Below are 16,761 nucleotides of genomic sequence, written 5' to 3'. Positions count from 1 at the left end.
AGCGGATGATTGACGAAGCGTCATCCTTCCGGCCCGAAGCGGCGATACATGCCGGATTCAGCCTTGAGTTGACAGATGCCGGTCTGTCATGAGAGAAGCAACGGGCCGGATGGCAAACGCCATCCCCCTTTCAGGTATGACAGGCCCGTATGCAGCAATTACAACGAGTAGTACAGATCGTATTCGACAGGATGCGGCGTCTGGCGAAGACGAGTCACTTCCTGCATTTTCAGTTCCACGTAGGCGTCCAGCATGTCGTTGCTGAATACGCCGCCACGGGTCAGGAATTCGCGATCCGCATCCAGCGCAGCCAGCGCTTCTTCAAGCGATGCGGCCACTGTCGGAATTTTCTTGTCTTCTTCGGGTGGCAGATCGTACAGGTTTTTGTCTGCAGGATCGCCAGGATGGATCTTGTTCTGCACACCGTCCAGGCCGGCCATCATCAGCGCAGAGAACGCCAGGTACGGGTTGGCCAGCGGGTCAGGGAAGCGCGCTTCAATACGACGACCTTTCGGATTGCCTACATAGGGAATACGAATCGAGGCGGAACGGTTGCGGGCGGAATAAGCCAGCTTGACCGGGGCTTCATAGTGCGGCACCAGACGCTTGTAGGAGTTGGTGCCCGGATTGGTAATCGCGTTGAGTGCACGGGCATGCTTGATGATACCGCCGATATAGAACAAGGCGAATTCAGACAAACCGGCATAACCATTGCCGGCGAACAGATTCTGGCCATCTTTCCAGATTGACTGGTGAACGTGCATGCCTGAACCGTTATCGCCAAACAGCGGCTTGGGCATGAAAGTGGCCGTTTTGCCGTACATATGCGCAACATTGTGCACTGTGTATTTCAGGATCTGGTTCCAGTCTGCGCGCTGAACCAGCGTAGAGAACTGGGTACCAATTTCCAGCTGACCGGCGCCGGCCACTTCATGGTGGTGGATTTCTACCGGCACGCCCTGCTCTTCCAGAATCAGGCTCATTTCGGAACGCAGGTCAGCAAAGGAATCAACCGGTGAAACAGGCACATAGCCGCCTTTGACGCGCGGGCGGTGTCCCAGGTTGCCAGACTCTGACTCAGTGCCTGATGACCATGGCGCTTCGTCAGATTTGATTTTGAACGAGCAGCCGGACATATCGTCGGTCCATGTGATGCCGTCAAAAACAAAAAATTCCGGCTCAGGACCGAAGTAGGCAGTGTCGCCCAGGCCACTGGATTTGAGGTAGGCTTCGGCACGCTTGGCCAGAGAACGCGGATCGCGATCGTATCCTTTCAGATCAGACGGCTCAACCACGTCGCAGGTCATGATCAGCGTTGGTTCTTCACGGAATGGATCCAGACGCGCAGATTTGGCATCAGGAATCAGCAACATATCGGAAGCCTCAATGCCTTTCCAGCCAGCAATGGACGAACCATCAAAAGCCTGGCCGGACTCGAACTTGTCTTCGTCCAGCAGTTTGGATGGAATGGTCATATGGTGTTCTTTGCCGACCGTGTCCGTAAACCGGAAATCGACAAAAGTCACTTCGCGATCACCAATCAGCTTTAGAACGTCTTGAGGGGTTGTCATACTATCTCCATGAGTAATGTCCAATGACAGGGCCTGAGCCGGCCGTATGCCGTACTTAAAAGCAAGTATCATGCCAGCTTTCGATGACCGGATGCGTGGCAGATTCGTGATATATGCGCACCATTTTAGTGCTTTCAATTATTCTTAATGCACATAATTGGTGCTTTGTGGTGAAAATGCACCAATATCGTACAGGCAAAGCTGGCAGTAAAGAAACAACGAGCAGTTATACGAGCGCAGCAAACAAGCCTTCAGGATGTCTTCTTTTCAGGCAGAAACATCGCCTGCAGATCATTAAGGAATGCCTGACCGCGCTCGGTGGGCCGAATGGTCATCGGATCGGACTCAAGCAGCCCGCGCTCAACCGCCTTGCGAATGATCGGGGCCACGGCCAACAGTGAAAGGCTGGTTCGCTCCTCAAACAGCGTCGCGGGAACCCCCTGGACCAGTCGCAACGCATTGAGCATGAACTCAAAGGGCAACTCTGCAACCGTCAGGGTCTGCTCGCGCATGATCCTGCCAGCGCCGTCTGCCTCCAGCGCGCGATCCATCCAGGTCTGCGGGTTCTTGACATTGGCCCTGCGGATAATGCGGTCCTGAAACGACAACTTGCCATGTGCCCCCGGTCCGATACCGATATAGTCGCCAAACTCCCAGTAATTCAGATTGTGGCGCGCACGGCAACCCGGACGAGCGTAGGCCGAAATTTCATAATGCTCGAAACCGGCATCTCTGGTTTGCTCAAAAAGCATATCCTGGATGTCGGCAGCGCTATCTTCATCAGGCAGGTCTTTTGGTGGGAACTTGGCAAAGACCGTGTTCGGTTCCATGGTCAGATGATAAAGCGACAAGTGCTGGGTACCAAAGGCCAGTGCCCGCTGCACATCAGCACGGGCTTTGGCGACCGTCTGCCCGGGCAACGCATACATCAGATCGATATTGACTTGGGATACGGCATTCATGGCCAGCTCAATGGCTTTTTCGGCCTGGCGGGCATTATGAATGCGACCTAGCTGCTGCAGCGCGTTGTCGTCAAAACTTTGCACGCCCAGGGAAAAACGGTTGACACCGGCCGCCGCATACTGTGCAAAGCGGTCTGCCTCGGCCGTTCCGGGATTGGCTTCCATGGTAATTTCGGCTGATGGCGCCAGTGGCAGATACGATCGCACCATGGCCATCATCTGCTCAATCGCCTCACCAGACAAGAGACTGGGTGTGCCGCCGCCGATAAATACAGTATAAACCGAACGGCCCCACACCAATGGCAGCGTCTCTTCAAGGTCGCGACGCAGTGCCGCCAGAAAACGCGCTTCGGGAATGTCCTGCTTTTTCTCATGAGAGTTGAAATCACAGTACGGACACTTGCGCACGCACCACGGCACATGGATATACAAAGACAGGGGTGGCAGGCTGATGTTGAAGTTGATAGCCGGCTTCAGCCGTTGCAGAGGAACGATATTTTCGATCACGCGGCACCCAGGTCCGCCAGCAAACGCTTGAGCGCCATGGCACGATGACTCACACTGTTCTTGACCTGCGGATCAAGCTGAGCAGCGGTTTTCCCCAACTCGGGAATATAAAAATAGGGATCATAGCCGAATCCGTTGTCACCAGCAGCCTGCTGGGCGATTTCACCATGCCAGGTACCCTGCGCGATGACCGGACAGGGATCATTGTCGGATCGCACGAAAACCAGCACAGCTATATAGGCAGCCCGGCGGTTTTCATGATTTTGCAGCTCCAGCAGAAGGCGGCGGTTGTTGGCCGCATCGGATTTTTCCTCACCGAACAACGTGGCATAGCGCGCCGATAGCACGCCGGGCGCGCCTCCCAGGGCATCAACCGACAGACCGGAATCGTCAGCCAACGCCGGCAAACCGGTTTGTGCACTGGCATGGCGTGCCTTGCCTAGCGCATTTTCGACAAAAGTATGAAAAGGCTCAGGCGCCTCCGACACATTCAATTGCTGTTGCGGAATAAGACGCATGCCCAACGGCGCAAACAGCGCACTGAACTCGCGCAACTTTCCCTTATTTCCGGAAGCCAGTACAACATCCATATATTTACACTCTATATTCAATAATAACAATCTACGAAGACGCCCTGCATCAACGCGGGTCAGACGCCCGCCCTGGACTCGACTGGCACCGGCAAGCAGCCATCGCGCAATGCGTGCCGTCCACTCGGCACCTGGCTCAGCACTTACCTATTAAGACGTATGAATCACAATTCACCCAACGCGAATCGCGAACGGCACTTTCACCAGTTGCAGACAGATATCACAGTCGCCATAAAGGGGGCGCACCTCAGCAGCACCACGCTGCTGCCAAGTAACGCGATTGGCTCAATGTACCAGGCCGGCCCGTTGCGATGCTACGCCGGCCACGCCGACTGTTGCTCGCGCAGTAACCGGGCAATTCCCGATTCGGCCAGCGCCAGCAAACTGTCCAGATCCTGGCGACTGAATACCTGGCCCTCGGCCGTACCCTGCACTTCCACAAACTGGCCTGAACCGGTCATGACCACGTTCATATCCGCATCGCAGGAAGAATCTTCTTCGTAATCCAGATCCAGGACGGCATGTCCCTTGTACATGCCGACTGAAATGGCGGCAACCCTGTCTCTGAGCGGATTGGTTGTCAACCGCCCATCCTTGAGCAGCAGACTGACCGCGTCGGCCATGGCGATCCAGGCGCCGGTGATGCTGGCGCAACGGGTCCCGCCATCGGCCTGGATAACATCGCAGTCAATCTGAATGGTACGCTCGCCCAGCTTTTGCATATCCATGACGGCACGCAAGCTGCGCCCGATCAAACGCTGAATTTCCTGCGTGCGCCCGTTCTGTTTGCCGCGTGCGGCCTCACGATCGGAACGGGTATGGGTTGAACGCGGCAACATACCGTATTCTGCCGTTACCCAGCCCTGGCCTTTGCCGCGCAAAAAAGGCGGTACGCTCTCGATCACACTGGCATTGCACAGCACGCGGGTATTGCCAGCCTCGATCAGCACGGACCCTTCCGCATAGTTGGTGTAACGCCGTGTAACTGAAAGCGGACGAATCATATCGTGTTCCCGGCCCGAGGGACGAGCAAAGTTTAGGTTGAGATCTGCGCTGGGCATAATATCCTCATCGATTATCAATAGTTACATTGTAGTGCGCCGTGCGCATAAAATGGTCATTTGCATCACTTATAATCGGATCAGTCGTCCAGTCGCTTTTTTGAATCCGCTGGAAAGACACGTTACCATGGACACCTAATCTTAATAATAACGGACAACATATGATCCACAGCATGACGGCTTTCGGTAGTGCCCGTTCCGAATTTCTGCTTGGCAGCGTAAGCGTAGAACTCAAAGGCGTCAATAGCCGCTACCTTGATCTGACCTTCAGAATTCCCGATGAACTGCGTCATGCGGAAACCGCGCTCAGAGAACTGCTTGGCAGCCATCTTAAGCGCGGCAAACTGGAGGTGCGCGTCTCTTTTACCCGATCCGGTAGCCTGCAACAGCGCGCGTTCGAGGTCGATCAATTGACACTGATTAACGAACGCTATCGGGCTGCGCGCAAAATTATTCCTGATCTGGCTGCGCCAGGCATGACCGATCTACTGCACTGGCCTGCCCCTAACGAGTACAACGAGGACGACTCGCCTGCCATGTGGCTGAACCAATGCATGCAAGCGGGACGCAGCGCCCTGAAGGAGCTGATTCTTGCCCGCGCCAGGGAAGGTGAGCGTCTGGCCACGGCAATGCTCGAAGCTGCCGAAGAAATGAAAAAAGTAATCGACACCATTGAGCGGCGACTGCCCGGGATTCTTGAGGAATACCGCAAGAAACTTGCCGGCAAACTGACCGACACGCTGAACGCCGCCTGCCCCAACGGATTTGAGCAAATCAGCGGCGCCGAGCTTTCCGCACGTATTGCCACAGAGTCGTCCCTGTTTTCCCTGCGCATTGATGTGGCAGAAGAACTCACGCGGCTGGACTCCCACCTGACCGAACTTCGCGTTATTCTCTCTTCAGGAAAATCCGAGTCTAAATCTGCCGCCAAATCGCTCAGCCTGGGCAAACGCCTGGATTTTCTCTTCCAGGAAATGAACCGGGAAGTCAACACCCTGGGTTCCAAGTCAAGCTCGCTGGAGGTGACGCAATTGGTTATTGACCTTAAGCTGCTTATTGAACAGCTGCGCGAGCAGGCACAGAATATCGAATAAGCAGCGCCTGCGGCAAGCAGACGGCCGTGGCTCGCCGGTTCAAGACGCCGGCTGCGCCTTATCTACCCAGGGCAAATCGGGCGGCGTCAAGCGCTTCATATCCGTGTCCACCTTCCCAAACCGCGGGTCATGAGCGTTCCAGTCCTTTTGTGCCTGAATAATGTCGTTGCGCGAACCGACGAAATTCCACCAAATCTGAAAATCCGGCACATCAATCGGTGTGCCGCCCAGTAACAATAGACGTGACTCGGCCGTCGTATTGATGCGCACTGTATTTTTGCCCGTACCCAGAAATGCCACTTCATTCAATTCAAACAGCTCGTCATTGATACTGGCCGGGGCGCCGGTGATCAGGAACAGGCCGTATTCAAATTCCGGATTCAGTGCCAACTCGACGTTGTCCGGTCCCAGCGCCTCAATATCAACACAGACCAAGGGCGTGAACTGGCGGGTAGGCGCAAGCCGTCCCGCAAATTCGCCCGTCAGCAACGTGAATCGCGTATTGGCCTGCATCCATTCCGGCAATTGGGGATAATGCTCAAAGGCCGGAGCAATAGGCGTTTCGGACTGGGGCAAGGCAATCCACAACTGCACCGCATGCAGCACGTTAATGCCTGGCGGCGTTTGTTCGGTATGCGCGATACCATGGCCGGCAGTCATCAGATTGACCTGCTTGCGGCGAATCAATTGCTCGTTGCCCAGACTGTCCTTGTGCAGCACTTCTCCTTCAAGCATCCAGGTAAAGGTTTGAAGGTTGATATGCGGATGTTCGCCCACCTGCATACCCGGATTACCTTCTTCAAAGCGGGCCGGGCCGGCATGATCCAGAAAACACCAGGATCCGATAGTGCGTCGTTCACGGTTGGGCAGCGCACGGGCAACGGGAATGCCGCCAACATCGGCGATACGCGGTTTGATTTTCTGAATGGTCATGCCCTACTCCTGTTAGCTAAGATTAGCGTTGCCTATAAGGCTGGCGTTTTATACGCCGGGGCATACCAGCACCCGGCCATGTACTGGCAACCTACGCTGCCGCTTGCATGCGGCCCAAATCAACCGCGTCCGACATAAGGCATCTTGGTGGCCATGATGGTCACAAACTGCACGTTGGTTTCCAATGGAAAATCACACATGGCCCGCACAGTCTGGGCCACGTGCGCCACATCCATGACCGGCTCCACACGCGTCTCGCCATTTGCCTGGATGATGCCCTTTTGCATACGCTGCGTCATGTCGGTACCGGCGTTGCCGATATCCACCTGGCCGCAAGCAATATTGTAGGCACGTCCGTCTAGGGATAGCGATTTGGTCAGCCCGGTCACTGCATGTTTTGTGGCGGTATAGGCAATGCTCATGGGCCGCGGCGCATGGGCCGAAATTGAACCATTATTAATAATGCGGCCACCCTGCGGGTCCTGCTGTCGCATGACACGAAACGCTGCCTGAGCACACAGAAACATACCGGTCAGATTCACATCAACAATATCACGCCACTCCTGCACCGAGAACTCATCAACAGGAACCGGCGTACCACCCCGCCCGGCATTGTTAAAAAGCGCATCGACGCGTCCGTACTCACGCTGAGCGGTATCGAACAGCCGGCGCACTTCCTGCTCGCTGGTCACATCAGTTGGCACCACCAATGCTCGGGTAGCATCGGCCCCGGCCGCAGTGCGGGTCTTCTCCAGGGCATCGGCGCGCCTGCCGGCCAGCACAACGGCGTAGCCGGTGCCCAGCAGCTCTAGCGCCACTGCACGCCCGATGCCGGATCCTGCTCCTGTGACCACGGCAACTTTAAGGGGGGGTGTATTCATTCTTATTACTCCTTTGGAAACGGTACCGCTATGCTATCAGGTTTGAAATAATTCCTACAGGCACGCACTACCTGGTTTTTTCATGCTGTTTCGTAATGCGCTCAATTTGCAACGTGCGCGCCAGCCGATCCGGCCTGTTCACCATATGACAAAAAATGCAGCGGTCCAGGCAATTGCCGAAAAGTGCTGTTTTTTTTGCTATGATTTTCTTTTGCCGCCACCGTCATCATTATGCTTAAATTTCCCGGTAATGTCTTCATGATTATCGCACCCAGCGGTGCGGGCAAATCAAGCCTGGTCAATGCGCTGCTAGCACAGGACGACAACATTTCCCTGTCCATATCATGCACGACGCGCGATCCGCGTCCCGGTGAGCAGGAAGGCCGCGAGTATTATTTCACCACCAAGCAAGACTTTCTGCAATTGCGCGAGACCGGGCAATTGCTTGAATGGGCCGAAGTCCATGGCAATTTTTACGGTACGCCACGGCCACCAATAGAAAAAGCCATTGCCCAGGGCAAGGACATTCTGCTGGAAATCGACTGGCAAGGCGCGCGCCAGGTCCGACAGCATTTCCCGGGCGTAACGGGTATTTTCATCCTGCCACCGTCCATCGAGGTGCTGGAAACCCGGCTGACCCAGCGAGGTCAGGATTCGGCCAGCGTCATCACCCGCCGGATACTGGCGGCAGGAAGCGAGATCGCGCACGCTCCGGAGTGCGAATATGTTATTATCAATGAAGATTTTGCCACAGCCCTGAATGAATTACAGAAAATCGTTGCAGCCGCAAGGCTCCGATACCAGTCCCAGGCCGCCCGGCATGCCCAACTCTTCTCCCAGCTCGGAATTTCCGATTCCGTTCGGTAATTTGACTTTAACTTTTTTGCTTACCCGCTAAGGACAATACCATGGCTCGTATTACTATCGATGATTGCATGATGCACATCCCAAACCGCTTCAATCTGACGCTGGCGGCGACCTACCGCGCCCGCGAACTGGCTCAGGGCCATGAACCACGCGTCGATCCGGACAAGGACAAACCGACCGTGATCGCGCTGCGTGAAATTGCCAAAGGACTGACCGGAGCGGAAATGCTGCGTAAAGTGCCTACCTGATTGTCAGGCACAGGCAGGTCATATGGGACTCAAGGACGCATCTTCCTCGTTGTTGCACGCGCTGCGTGCCGGGTCCCCTTTCCGCCGACGAAATCGAAACAGCCACCGGCAGTCTGCGCAGGCTGCCACCTCTATTGCAAACGCATCCATATTGCAGGACGACGAGCAACGCATTCCCCCGCAAGCCGTCCCCAATAGCGCCACACGCCATGAACCGGCCATCGCTTCGCTGGCCCATTTGACCGAAATGCTGTCCACCTATATGGACAGCAAGGAAATCGATAAGGTACGGGAAGCCTACCGCTTTGCTGATCAGGCGCATCTGGGCCAGTTCCGATCATCTGGCGCACCTTATATTACCCACCCGATTGCGGTTACCGAAATCTGCGCCGGCTGGAAGCTGGACTCCAACGCCCTGATGGCTGCGCTGCTACATGACGTTATCGAAGACCAGAACGTATCCAAGGCAGAGCTTGCCGAAAAATTCAATCCGGACGTGGCCAACCTGGTCGACGGCCTGACCAAGCTGGAAAAGCTCAATTTTGCCACCAAGGCAGAACAGCAGGCAGAAAGCTTTCGAAAAATGCTGCTGGCCATGGCCAAAGACGTTCGCGTCATTCTGATCAAACTGGCCGACCGACTGCATAATATGCGCACGCTGGATGCGGTCGGCGCGGAAAAACGCCGACGAGTGGCTAACGAGACGCTGGAAATCTATGCACCCATTGCACACCGGCTGGGCTTGAATGCACTGGTGCGGGAGTTGCAGGACCTGTGCTTTGAAGCCAGCAACCCGAATCGCTACAACGTATTGAAAAAGGCCGTGCTGGCCGCACGCGGCAATCGACGCGAAGTGCTCACCCGCATTGCCGAAAATATTACTTCTGCCATGCCTGCCAATGGCATCGAGGCGGAAATCAGCGGCCGGGAAAAGTCGCTATTCAGCATCTACAACAAGATGCGCGAGCAAAAGAAATCCTTCTCCGAAGTGCTGGACATCTATGGTTTTCGAATCATTGTGCATACCCTGCAGGAATGTTACCTGACGCTGGGCACCATCCACCAGCTGTACCGACCGGTGCCGGGCAAGTTCAAGGACTACATTGCCATCCCCAAAATCAACGGCTATCAGTCCCTGCATACGACGCTGGTCGGCCCCTATGGCACACCCATCGAGTTTCAGATTCGTACGCGGGACATGGACCACATTGCCGAAAAAGGCGTCGCCTCGCACTGGATGTACAAGGAAGACGATATCTCGCTGAACGACCTGCAAAAGCAGACCCACCGCTGGCTGCAGTCGTTACTGGACATCCAGAGCCAGACCGGTGATTCTGGTGAGTTTCTTGAGCACGTCAAGGTCGATCTGTTCCCCGACGCGGTCTATGTGCTGACACCGAAAGGCAAAATCGTCTCACTGCCACGCGGTGCAACGCCAATTGATTTTGCTTACGGCATTCATACGGATATCGGCAATCAGGCGGTCGCGGCAAAAATCAATGGCGAATTTGTCCCATTAAAAACTGAAATCAAAAGTGGCGATACCATCGAAATTGTCACCTCGCCTGCTTCGGAACCCAATGTACAGTGGCTCAACCATGTACGCACCGGCAAGGCGCGCTCCGAAATCCGTCACTTTCTGAAAACCGTCAAATATGAAGATTCCATTCATTTTGGCGAGAAAATGCTCAAGCAGGCCTTGCAGGAACTGAACATTCCCCTGCCCGATGCCGATAATGCCGAATGGGAAAAACTGGCGCGCAGTTCGGGCGCCTCCTCACGCGAAGAGATTCTGGCCGACATCGGTCTGGGTCGCAGGCTGGCTGCCGTGGTCGCACGCCGCTTTGCAGTCGAAAATGCCATGCTCGCCACCAGTGCCGCAGTCATTGATGAAGTGTCCATTGCTCATGCCGGGATGATTTTCATTCAGGGTAACGAAGGTCAGGCCGTCCAGCTCTCGGGCTGCTGCAGCCCTATTCCCGGTGACAGTCTGATCGCACTGATCCGCCCCGGGCATGGGCTCGTCGTTCATACCGATGACTGCCCGACTGCGATGCGCCTGCGCTCCCGGGAACCTGACCGCTGGGTACAAGTGTACTGGGATGAGGAAACCGCCTCGCACTTGCCAGTGCGCATGGAAATCGTTATTCGTAACGAAAAAGGCGTGCTGGGCCGTATTGCCGCGCAGATCTCTGCCGCTGACTCTAATATCCTGACGATGTCCATGAATGAAGATGCGCAGAATCTGGCCGTGGTGCACCTGACGATCCAGGTCCATGATCGTAAGCATCTGGCGCGCGTTTTCCGCATGGTCCGCCACGTCTCCCAAGTACAGAAAGTGGCGCGGCTCAAAGTCAGACCAAATCAGGATCCGGTACTGTAGCGGCCAGCCGGCCCGAGATCAGCGTAATTTTCTGGTCACAGCGCGCAGCCAGTTTCTGGTCGTGCGTTACCAGCACCAATGTGGCCGCTTTTTCCCGATTCATCTCAAACATCAGATCCGCAATGCGCTGGCCGGTTTCCGTATCCAGGCTGCCTGTTGGTTCATCGGCGAACAAGATTGCCGGGCTCACCACAAAAGCACGGGCCAAGGCCACACGTTGCTTTTCTCCCCCAGACAATGTTTTGGGATAATGATGCGTTCGTGAGGCCAGCCCGACCCGCTCCAGCATCTGCTGGGCTGCGTCCCGCGCCGGCTGCCCCTGCAATTCCAGCGGTAGCATGACGTTTTCCAGCGCAGTCAAGTTTGGCAGCAGTTGGAATGACTGAAATACAAAACCGATACTCTGAGCCCGCAACACGGCGCGTGCATCTTCATTCATCTCAAAAATATTTCTGCCCATCAATCGCACCTGCCCGGACGACGGTGTATCCAGGCCAGCCAGAATACCCAGCAACGTCGATTTTCCTGATCCGGAACTGCCTGTAATGGCTAATGTCGCACTGCGTTCGAGCTCAAAGGAAATATCATCTAAAATATCCAGCGTACCAGTTGCCTCGGCAACGTGTTTTTTCAAATGAGAAACTTCAATGACAACATCTGCATCCATGATTCGTGTTCTGTCCATTCTGATAAGTCTGTGGGTGTTCGTCTGGCCGCAAGTGGCCAAAGCCCAGGAAAAACCGGTATCGGCCAACGCACCGGTCATTCTGGTCGTGGGTGACAGCCTGTCTGCCGAATATGGTATCAGACGTGGTGCCGGCTGGGTGCAGTGGCTGGCGGAGAATAAAAAAGAGGCACTGGGCGATGCTCAACTGGTCAATGCCAGTATCAGCGGCGACACCACCGCAGGGGGACGCAGCCGCTTGCCTGCCCTGCTGAAAAAACATCAGCCTGCCATCATGATACTGGAACTGGGCGCCAATGACGCGCTGCGCGGCCTCTCGCTTGAAGCCAGCCGTGACAATCTGCAAGCCATGATCGAGAGCGCCCAGGCCGTCAAGGCCGAAGTGGTCCTGATCGGCATGCAGATTCCGCCCAATTTCGGACCCGATTACGCCCAACAGTTTCAGCAGATGTTTGGTACGCTGGCAAAAGAAAAGGACACCTATCTGGTGCCCTTTCTATTTGCCTCATTTGCCTTGCAACGGGATATGTACCAGGATGATGGCATTCACCCCGCCGAACAGGCCCAACCGCTGATGGCCCAGACGGTCTGGCCTATTCTGGAAAAAGCGCTTACTGATTACCGGCAGCGTCGTTAACCACTTTCTCGGCATCGGGATACACTTTAACGTCATGTGTCTGGCGAATCAGTCGGGTCACGCTCTGGGCCACTTGCGCCCCGGTCCCGGCGATCATGGCCTGGCGCAGATACTGGTCAAACATACTGCGGGCCTCGGCAGTGGGTTCGGTCACTTTTTCGATCTGGGCAATGGCATAGCCATTGGGCAGTTCAAAGCCAACAAAGGCGGGCAGATTATCGGCAGGTGCGCTCATGATGGCATTGAGCATGGCTGGTGGCAACTGTGACTGTGTCAGGCGGCTGATGGTGGTTTCCTTGCCAAAGCCGGTCAGCTCGCCCGGTCCTTTTTCCTTGAGCATGGCCAGTTCTGCTACACCGTCTTCGCCGGCCTGCTGTTTCCCTTTTTCGTCGCGTATGCGATTTAGGACGGTCTCACGGACGTCGTCCAGCGCAGGAACCGCGGCCGGAACGTCCTTGGCCACACGCACAACCATCAGCTCGGATGGGGAAATCTCGATCACCCCGGAGTTCTTTTTCTGCTTGAGCACCTCATCGGAAAACAGCGTTTCTCGAACCCGGCCTGATTCAAAATAGGCGGCATCCTTGCCGCCAATCGCGGCATTGTCGCCCACCTGTTCTTTTGGCAGCAAAGCCGTCTGGCTTACACCGCTGACATGGCGAATCTCCAGCGCAAGGGCATCGGCCAGCGGCTGCAGGGAATCGCGTTCGGTGCTGGACAACTGGGTCAATTTGGTCGACAAGTCGGCAAATTTTTCAGATGCCTGCTGCAACGCAATTTCTTTTTTCAGGCTTTCCTTCAGTTGCGCCAACGGTTCAACCTGGCCGGGCTCGATATTGGCAATCTGCAGCACATGCCAGGCGTTGTCGATTTTGACAGGATCAGTAATGCCGGGGGCCTGCGGGCCAAAAGCGGCATCGTCCAGAGGAGCTATATCGCCTTTGGCCAGGGTGCCCAGGCTACCGCCCTGATTTTTTGAACCGGCATCGTCGGAATAGGTTTTTGCCAGTTCGGCAAAGGAATCAGGATTCTGCCTGGCCTTTTCTGCCACCTCAATTGCCTTGTCCTGAGCTGCTTTTTGTGCAGCTTCATCGGCGCCGGCAGGAATCTGGATCTGGATATGGTTGATCTGGCGCCGCTCTTTTTTGGTGTACTTGGCGATATTCGCTTTGTAATAGCTTTCAATATCTGCGTCGGAAATCTCGCCTACGGTTTTGAGGGCCGCATCCTGGTTCAGGACCACATAATCGACATTGACATACGCAGGCACCTGCAGCGATTGCTTGTTCTTTTCGTACCAATCGGCCACTTCCTGGTCACTGACCTGCACCGACTGCTCATAGGCCGCTGCCTCGAAGGTTTTGAGCCTGACGGTGCGCTCCTGCGTCATGGCCGTCTGCAGCAGCGCCGCCGTTTGCACTGGGATGCTTACCGTGCTGGCAACCGGCTCAAGCAACTGCGCAAATGCCAGGCTCTGGCGCACATACTGTTCATAATCGACATCACGAATATTGCGCTCAGCCAGAAACTGGCTGTATTTCTGAAAAGAATACTTGCCGTTGTCCTGAAAATCGGGTGTGCTGGCAATGGCCTGACGCACCATATTGTCTGTCGCATTGAAATGCTGGTCGAGCATTTCCTGCTGCAGCACCTGATTGTCCACCAGTTGGTCTAGCCAGGCCTGGCGATTGGCCGGGGTATCGACGGCATTGATGTTGAAATTGCTGCCATTTTGCTCGCGCAACTGGTTCAGACGCTCACGCCAGGACTGGTCAAACTGCGCCTGGGTAATGTCGTTTTTCCGGACCGAAGCCAGTTTCACGTCATTATTGGTAAACGACTGGTAGTCGGCAACACCTAAAAAGACGAAAGAAGGCACGACCAGAACGAACAGTACAACGAGCAATAAACGTTTATGCGTGCGAAAGGATTCTAGCATTGTGTTCCCGACCAAATTGAATGTCTTATGCGAAAGCGAAAAGCCGCCTGTTTGGCAAAGCGATTCAGAATAACCGCTTATTTTAAGCGTTTTTTCAATTAAAATAAAACTTTAGCATCAATTCAGGCAATTGGCTGGCATGAGGCTGCAGCATGCACTGCGCCAGCCAGCGTGCGACAATGCCTGTTATTGCCCTTTGCTGTTGCCCTTATTTCACGACCCCTGGTGCCTGCATGTCTTCAAAATCCCCTGTATCCTGGCCGTACCCCGCCGTTATTGCACATCGTGGCGGCGGCTGCATTGCCCCTGAAAACACGCTTGCCGGCCTGCGCTGCGGCTACGACCATGGCTTTATCATGTCGGAGTTCGACGTCAAGCTCAGCGGCGACGACGTATTGATCGTGCTGCACGATGACACAGTGGATCGTACCTCAGACGGCACCGGCGCAGCAGCCGACATGACCTTCAAAGCGCTGGGCCAGCTGGATATGGGAAGCTGGCATTCGGCCTGGTACGCCGGCGAGCCATTGCCGACCTTCAGCCAGTTTGCCCGCTTCATTCTGGAAAACGGCCTGCTTTGCAATATCGAAATCAAACCGTGCCCTGGCCGTGAAGCGCAAACCGGCTCCGCAGTGGCACAGGCCGTTACGCAATTGTGGGCCAATGGCGGCGTCGCTCCGCTGGTTTCGTCCTTTTCACGCGAGGCGTTGGCTGCATTTGCACGCGATGCTGCCGATGTACCTAGGGCGTTCCTGATCGACACCCTGCCCGAAGATTTTGAAAGCACGCTCGAATCACTGGGCTGCCATGCCATCAATCTGAATCAGAAATATCTGGACGAACCAACCATCGCGCGGATCCACGCCACAGGCTACAAAGTGTGCGCCTATACCGTCAATGATTACCGTCGGGCCAAACAGCTACTTGCCTGGGGCTGCGATGCCATTTTCACGGACGAACTCGTCCGCATTCCTGCCGATCTCGGCGCCTATTAAAGTACTGCCACATGTTCAGTTATCGTCACGCCTTTCACGCCGGCAATCATGCCGACGTGCTCAAACACGCAGTCCTGTTGCATATCCTCGATTATTACAATCGCAAGGACGCGCCCTACTGGGTTATTGACACGCATGCCGGTGCCGGCGTCTATGATCTGACCGATGCATGGGCGGAGAAAACCGCCGAGTTTCGCGACGGCATCGAGCGGCTGTGGCACTTGCCCCAGTTACCCGCACTGCTGGCCGACTACATCGACCATGTACGACAGCTCAATGATCAGGGCGGCCTGAGTGTCTATCCTGGCTCGCCATGGATCGCATTGCAGTTGATGCGCCCAGCGGACAGGCTGCGCCTGTTCGAACTGCATCCCACTGAAATCACGCATCTGGATGAAAATATACAGATGCAGTCGCGGGATGTGGCAAGACAGGTCAGCGTCTTTGAAAAAGACGGGTTCACCGGCCTGCTCTCGCAACTGCCACCCGCCCCTCGGCGCGGCATTATCCTGATTGATCCATCCTACGAAGACAAGAATGACTACCGCCATACCCTGACAGCTGTCAGGGAAGGTCTGAAGAAATTTGCGACTGGCTGCTTTGCGGTCTGGTACCCATTGGTGCGGCGCAAAGAAGTGCACGATATGCAAAAGCAGCTGGAAAAGATCAGCGACGCCAGCTGGGTGCACGTGCGCCTGGCGGTAAAAAGGCCACCGGAAAACGGCTATGGCCTGTATGGCAGCGCCATGTTTGTCGTCAACCCACCGTATACCCTGGTCACGGCACTGCGCGAGGCCATGCCCGTACTGGAAAAACAGCTGGCACAGGACGATCAGGCGCAGTTTTCACTTACTCATCAGGATAAATAATTTCCAGCACTTCCAGTTGTTTGACACCTGAAGGCGTGCGTAATGTGACCGTGTCGCCTTCCTGGGCCTTGAGCAGCGCCCGGGCGACCGGTGAAATCCAGCTGATTTTCCCCTGCAGAGGCTCGGCTTCGTCAACGCCGACAATGGTGATTCGAAACTCTTCGCCCAGTTCATCGCAATAGAGCACCTGGGCGCCAAAAAATACACGGTCGCGATCAGGCTGCTTGCCTGGATCCACCACTTCGGCCATCTCCAGCCGCTTGGTCAGAAAACGAATCCGGCGATCAATTTCGCGCAATCGTTTCTTACCATAGTGATAATCGCCGTTTTCAGAGCGATCCCCGTTTGAGGCGGCCCATGACACGACCTGGACCATCTCTGGTCGCTCTTCATTCATCAGATGCGTCAATTCATTGCGCAGCATAGTGTAGCCATCACGCGTCATGTAATTGCGGGTGCCTGGCGGCAGGGCAACGGCCTCGGGACTCTGATCGTCCTCGTCGTCGTCGTCCTTTTCCTTGACAAATGCTTTATTCATA

At 55.3% G+C, this 16,761-nt stretch carries 17 protein-coding genes; 7 read left to right on the top strand and 10 right to left on the bottom strand.

Annotation, left to right across the window (positions count from 1 at the left end):
- Window positions 1-158: 158 nt before the first annotated feature.
- The 4 genes from glnA to rph form a co-directional block, all read right to left on the bottom strand.
- Window positions 159-1,571, bottom strand: coding sequence for a type I glutamate--ammonia ligase (glnA, locus tag EV681_RS09880; protein WP_128394265.1), 1,413 nt, complete (start codon window positions 1,569-1,571; stop codon window positions 159-161).
- A 251-nt stretch (window positions 1,572-1,822) separates the two neighbouring features.
- Window positions 1,823-3,040, bottom strand: coding sequence for a radical SAM family heme chaperone HemW (gene hemW, locus EV681_RS09875; RefSeq protein ID WP_130303832.1), 1,218 nt, complete (start codon window positions 3,038-3,040; stop codon window positions 1,823-1,825).
- Window positions 3,037-3,630, bottom strand: coding sequence for an RdgB/HAM1 family non-canonical purine NTP pyrophosphatase (rdgB, locus tag EV681_RS09870; RefSeq protein WP_130303831.1), 594 nt, complete (start codon window positions 3,628-3,630; stop codon window positions 3,037-3,039). Before rdgB ends, hemW begins: the two co-directional genes overlap by 4 nt.
- Before the next feature lie 314 nt (window positions 3,631-3,944).
- On the bottom strand, window positions 3,945-4,691 hold the full coding sequence (gene rph, locus EV681_RS09865) for a ribonuclease PH (RefSeq protein WP_130303830.1): 747 nt from the start codon (window positions 4,689-4,691) through the stop codon (window positions 3,945-3,947).
- 161 nt (window positions 4,692-4,852) lie between these two features.
- On the opposite strand from rph, the gene EV681_RS09860 reads away from it, so the two are divergent.
- Complete coding sequence (locus EV681_RS09860) at window positions 4,853-5,785, top strand: YicC/YloC family endoribonuclease (protein WP_128394269.1); 933 nt, start codon at window positions 4,853-4,855, stop codon at window positions 5,783-5,785.
- 39 nt (window positions 5,786-5,824) lie between these two features.
- On the opposite strand, the gene EV681_RS09855 is transcribed toward EV681_RS09860, so the two are convergent.
- The 3 genes from EV681_RS09855 to EV681_RS22530 all read right to left on the bottom strand — a co-directional run bounded on the left by EV681_RS09855 (window position 5,825) and on the right by EV681_RS22530 (window position 7,859).
- Window positions 5,825-6,718, bottom strand: coding sequence for a pirin family protein (locus EV681_RS09855; RefSeq protein WP_130303829.1), 894 nt, complete (start codon window positions 6,716-6,718; stop codon window positions 5,825-5,827).
- 119 nt (window positions 6,719-6,837) lie between these two features.
- On the bottom strand, window positions 6,838-7,599 hold the full coding sequence (locus EV681_RS09850) for an SDR family oxidoreductase (RefSeq protein WP_128394271.1): 762 nt from the start codon (window positions 7,597-7,599) through the stop codon (window positions 6,838-6,840).
- A gap of 101 nt (window positions 7,600-7,700) precedes the next feature.
- Window positions 7,701-7,859 (bottom strand): hypothetical protein, encoded by a 159-nt coding sequence (locus EV681_RS22530; RefSeq protein ID WP_165392996.1) that lies wholly within the window; start codon window positions 7,857-7,859, stop codon window positions 7,701-7,703.
- On the opposite strand from EV681_RS22530, the gene gmk reads away from it, so the two are divergent.
- The 3 genes from gmk (at window position 7,858) to EV681_RS09835 (ending at window position 11,097) form a co-directional block, all read left to right on the top strand.
- Window positions 7,858-8,466 carry a guanylate kinase gene (gene gmk, locus EV681_RS09845; protein ID WP_128394272.1) on the top strand — a complete coding sequence of 203 codons (609 nt, stop codon included), beginning with the start codon at window positions 7,858-7,860 and terminating at the stop codon, window positions 8,464-8,466. The two genes, EV681_RS22530 and gmk, sit on opposite strands and share 2 nt — an antisense overlap.
- A gap of 41 nt (window positions 8,467-8,507) precedes the next feature.
- Window positions 8,508-8,714 carry a DNA-directed RNA polymerase subunit omega gene (rpoZ, locus tag EV681_RS09840; RefSeq protein WP_100696355.1) on the top strand — a complete coding sequence of 69 codons (207 nt, stop codon included), beginning with the start codon at window positions 8,508-8,510 and terminating at the stop codon, window positions 8,712-8,714.
- A 247-nt stretch (window positions 8,715-8,961) separates the two neighbouring features.
- Window positions 8,962-11,097 carry a RelA/SpoT family protein gene (locus tag EV681_RS09835; RefSeq protein WP_423191201.1) on the top strand — a complete coding sequence of 712 codons (2,136 nt, stop codon included), beginning with the start codon at window positions 8,962-8,964 and terminating at the stop codon, window positions 11,095-11,097.
- Here EV681_RS09835 and EV681_RS09830 read toward each other — a convergent pair.
- Entirely contained in the window at window positions 11,069-11,764 is a 696-nt protein-coding gene (locus tag EV681_RS09830; protein ID WP_128394274.1) for an ABC transporter ATP-binding protein, read from the bottom strand. The two genes, EV681_RS09835 and EV681_RS09830, sit on opposite strands and share 29 nt — an antisense overlap.
- Between EV681_RS09830 and EV681_RS09825 the strand changes: the two genes are divergently transcribed.
- Entirely contained in the window at window positions 11,763-12,419 is a 657-nt protein-coding gene (locus EV681_RS09825; RefSeq protein WP_130304060.1) for an arylesterase, read from the top strand. The genes EV681_RS09830 and EV681_RS09825 overlap by 2 nt on opposite strands.
- Here EV681_RS09825 and EV681_RS09820 read toward each other — a convergent pair.
- Window positions 12,394-14,358 (bottom strand): SurA N-terminal domain-containing protein, encoded by a 1,965-nt coding sequence (locus EV681_RS09820; protein WP_130303828.1) that lies wholly within the window; start codon window positions 14,356-14,358, stop codon window positions 12,394-12,396. The two genes, EV681_RS09825 and EV681_RS09820, sit on opposite strands and share 26 nt — an antisense overlap.
- A 233-nt stretch (window positions 14,359-14,591) precedes the next feature.
- Here EV681_RS09820 and ugpQ point away from each other — a divergent pair, with 233 nt between their 5' ends.
- Together ugpQ and EV681_RS09810 are read left to right on the top strand one after the other, a co-directional pair.
- The gene (gene ugpQ, locus EV681_RS09815; RefSeq protein ID WP_130303827.1) at window positions 14,592-15,353 is read left to right on the top strand and encodes a glycerophosphodiester phosphodiesterase; all 762 of its coding nucleotides are present in this window, start codon (window positions 14,592-14,594) and stop codon (window positions 15,351-15,353) included.
- Between the two features lie 11 nt (window positions 15,354-15,364).
- A complete protein-coding gene (locus EV681_RS09810; RefSeq protein WP_130303826.1) occupies window positions 15,365-16,222 on the top strand; it encodes a 23S rRNA (adenine(2030)-N(6))-methyltransferase RlmJ in 858 nt (285 codons plus the stop codon).
- Here EV681_RS09810 and greB read toward each other — a convergent pair.
- Window positions 16,203-16,760 (bottom strand): transcription elongation factor GreB, encoded by a 558-nt coding sequence (gene greB, locus EV681_RS09805; protein ID WP_128394278.1) that lies wholly within the window; start codon window positions 16,758-16,760, stop codon window positions 16,203-16,205. The genes EV681_RS09810 and greB overlap by 20 nt on opposite strands.
- Between the last annotated feature and the right edge of the window lies 1 nt (window position 16,761).

It is taken from the genome of Advenella incenata, from assembly GCF_004217095.1.
GTDB classification, from domain to species: domain Bacteria; phylum Pseudomonadota; class Gammaproteobacteria; order Burkholderiales; family Burkholderiaceae_B; genus Advenella; species Advenella incenata.
Note: the sequence above shows the minus strand (reverse complement) of the source record. Positions and strands in the feature narration are given on the sequence as shown.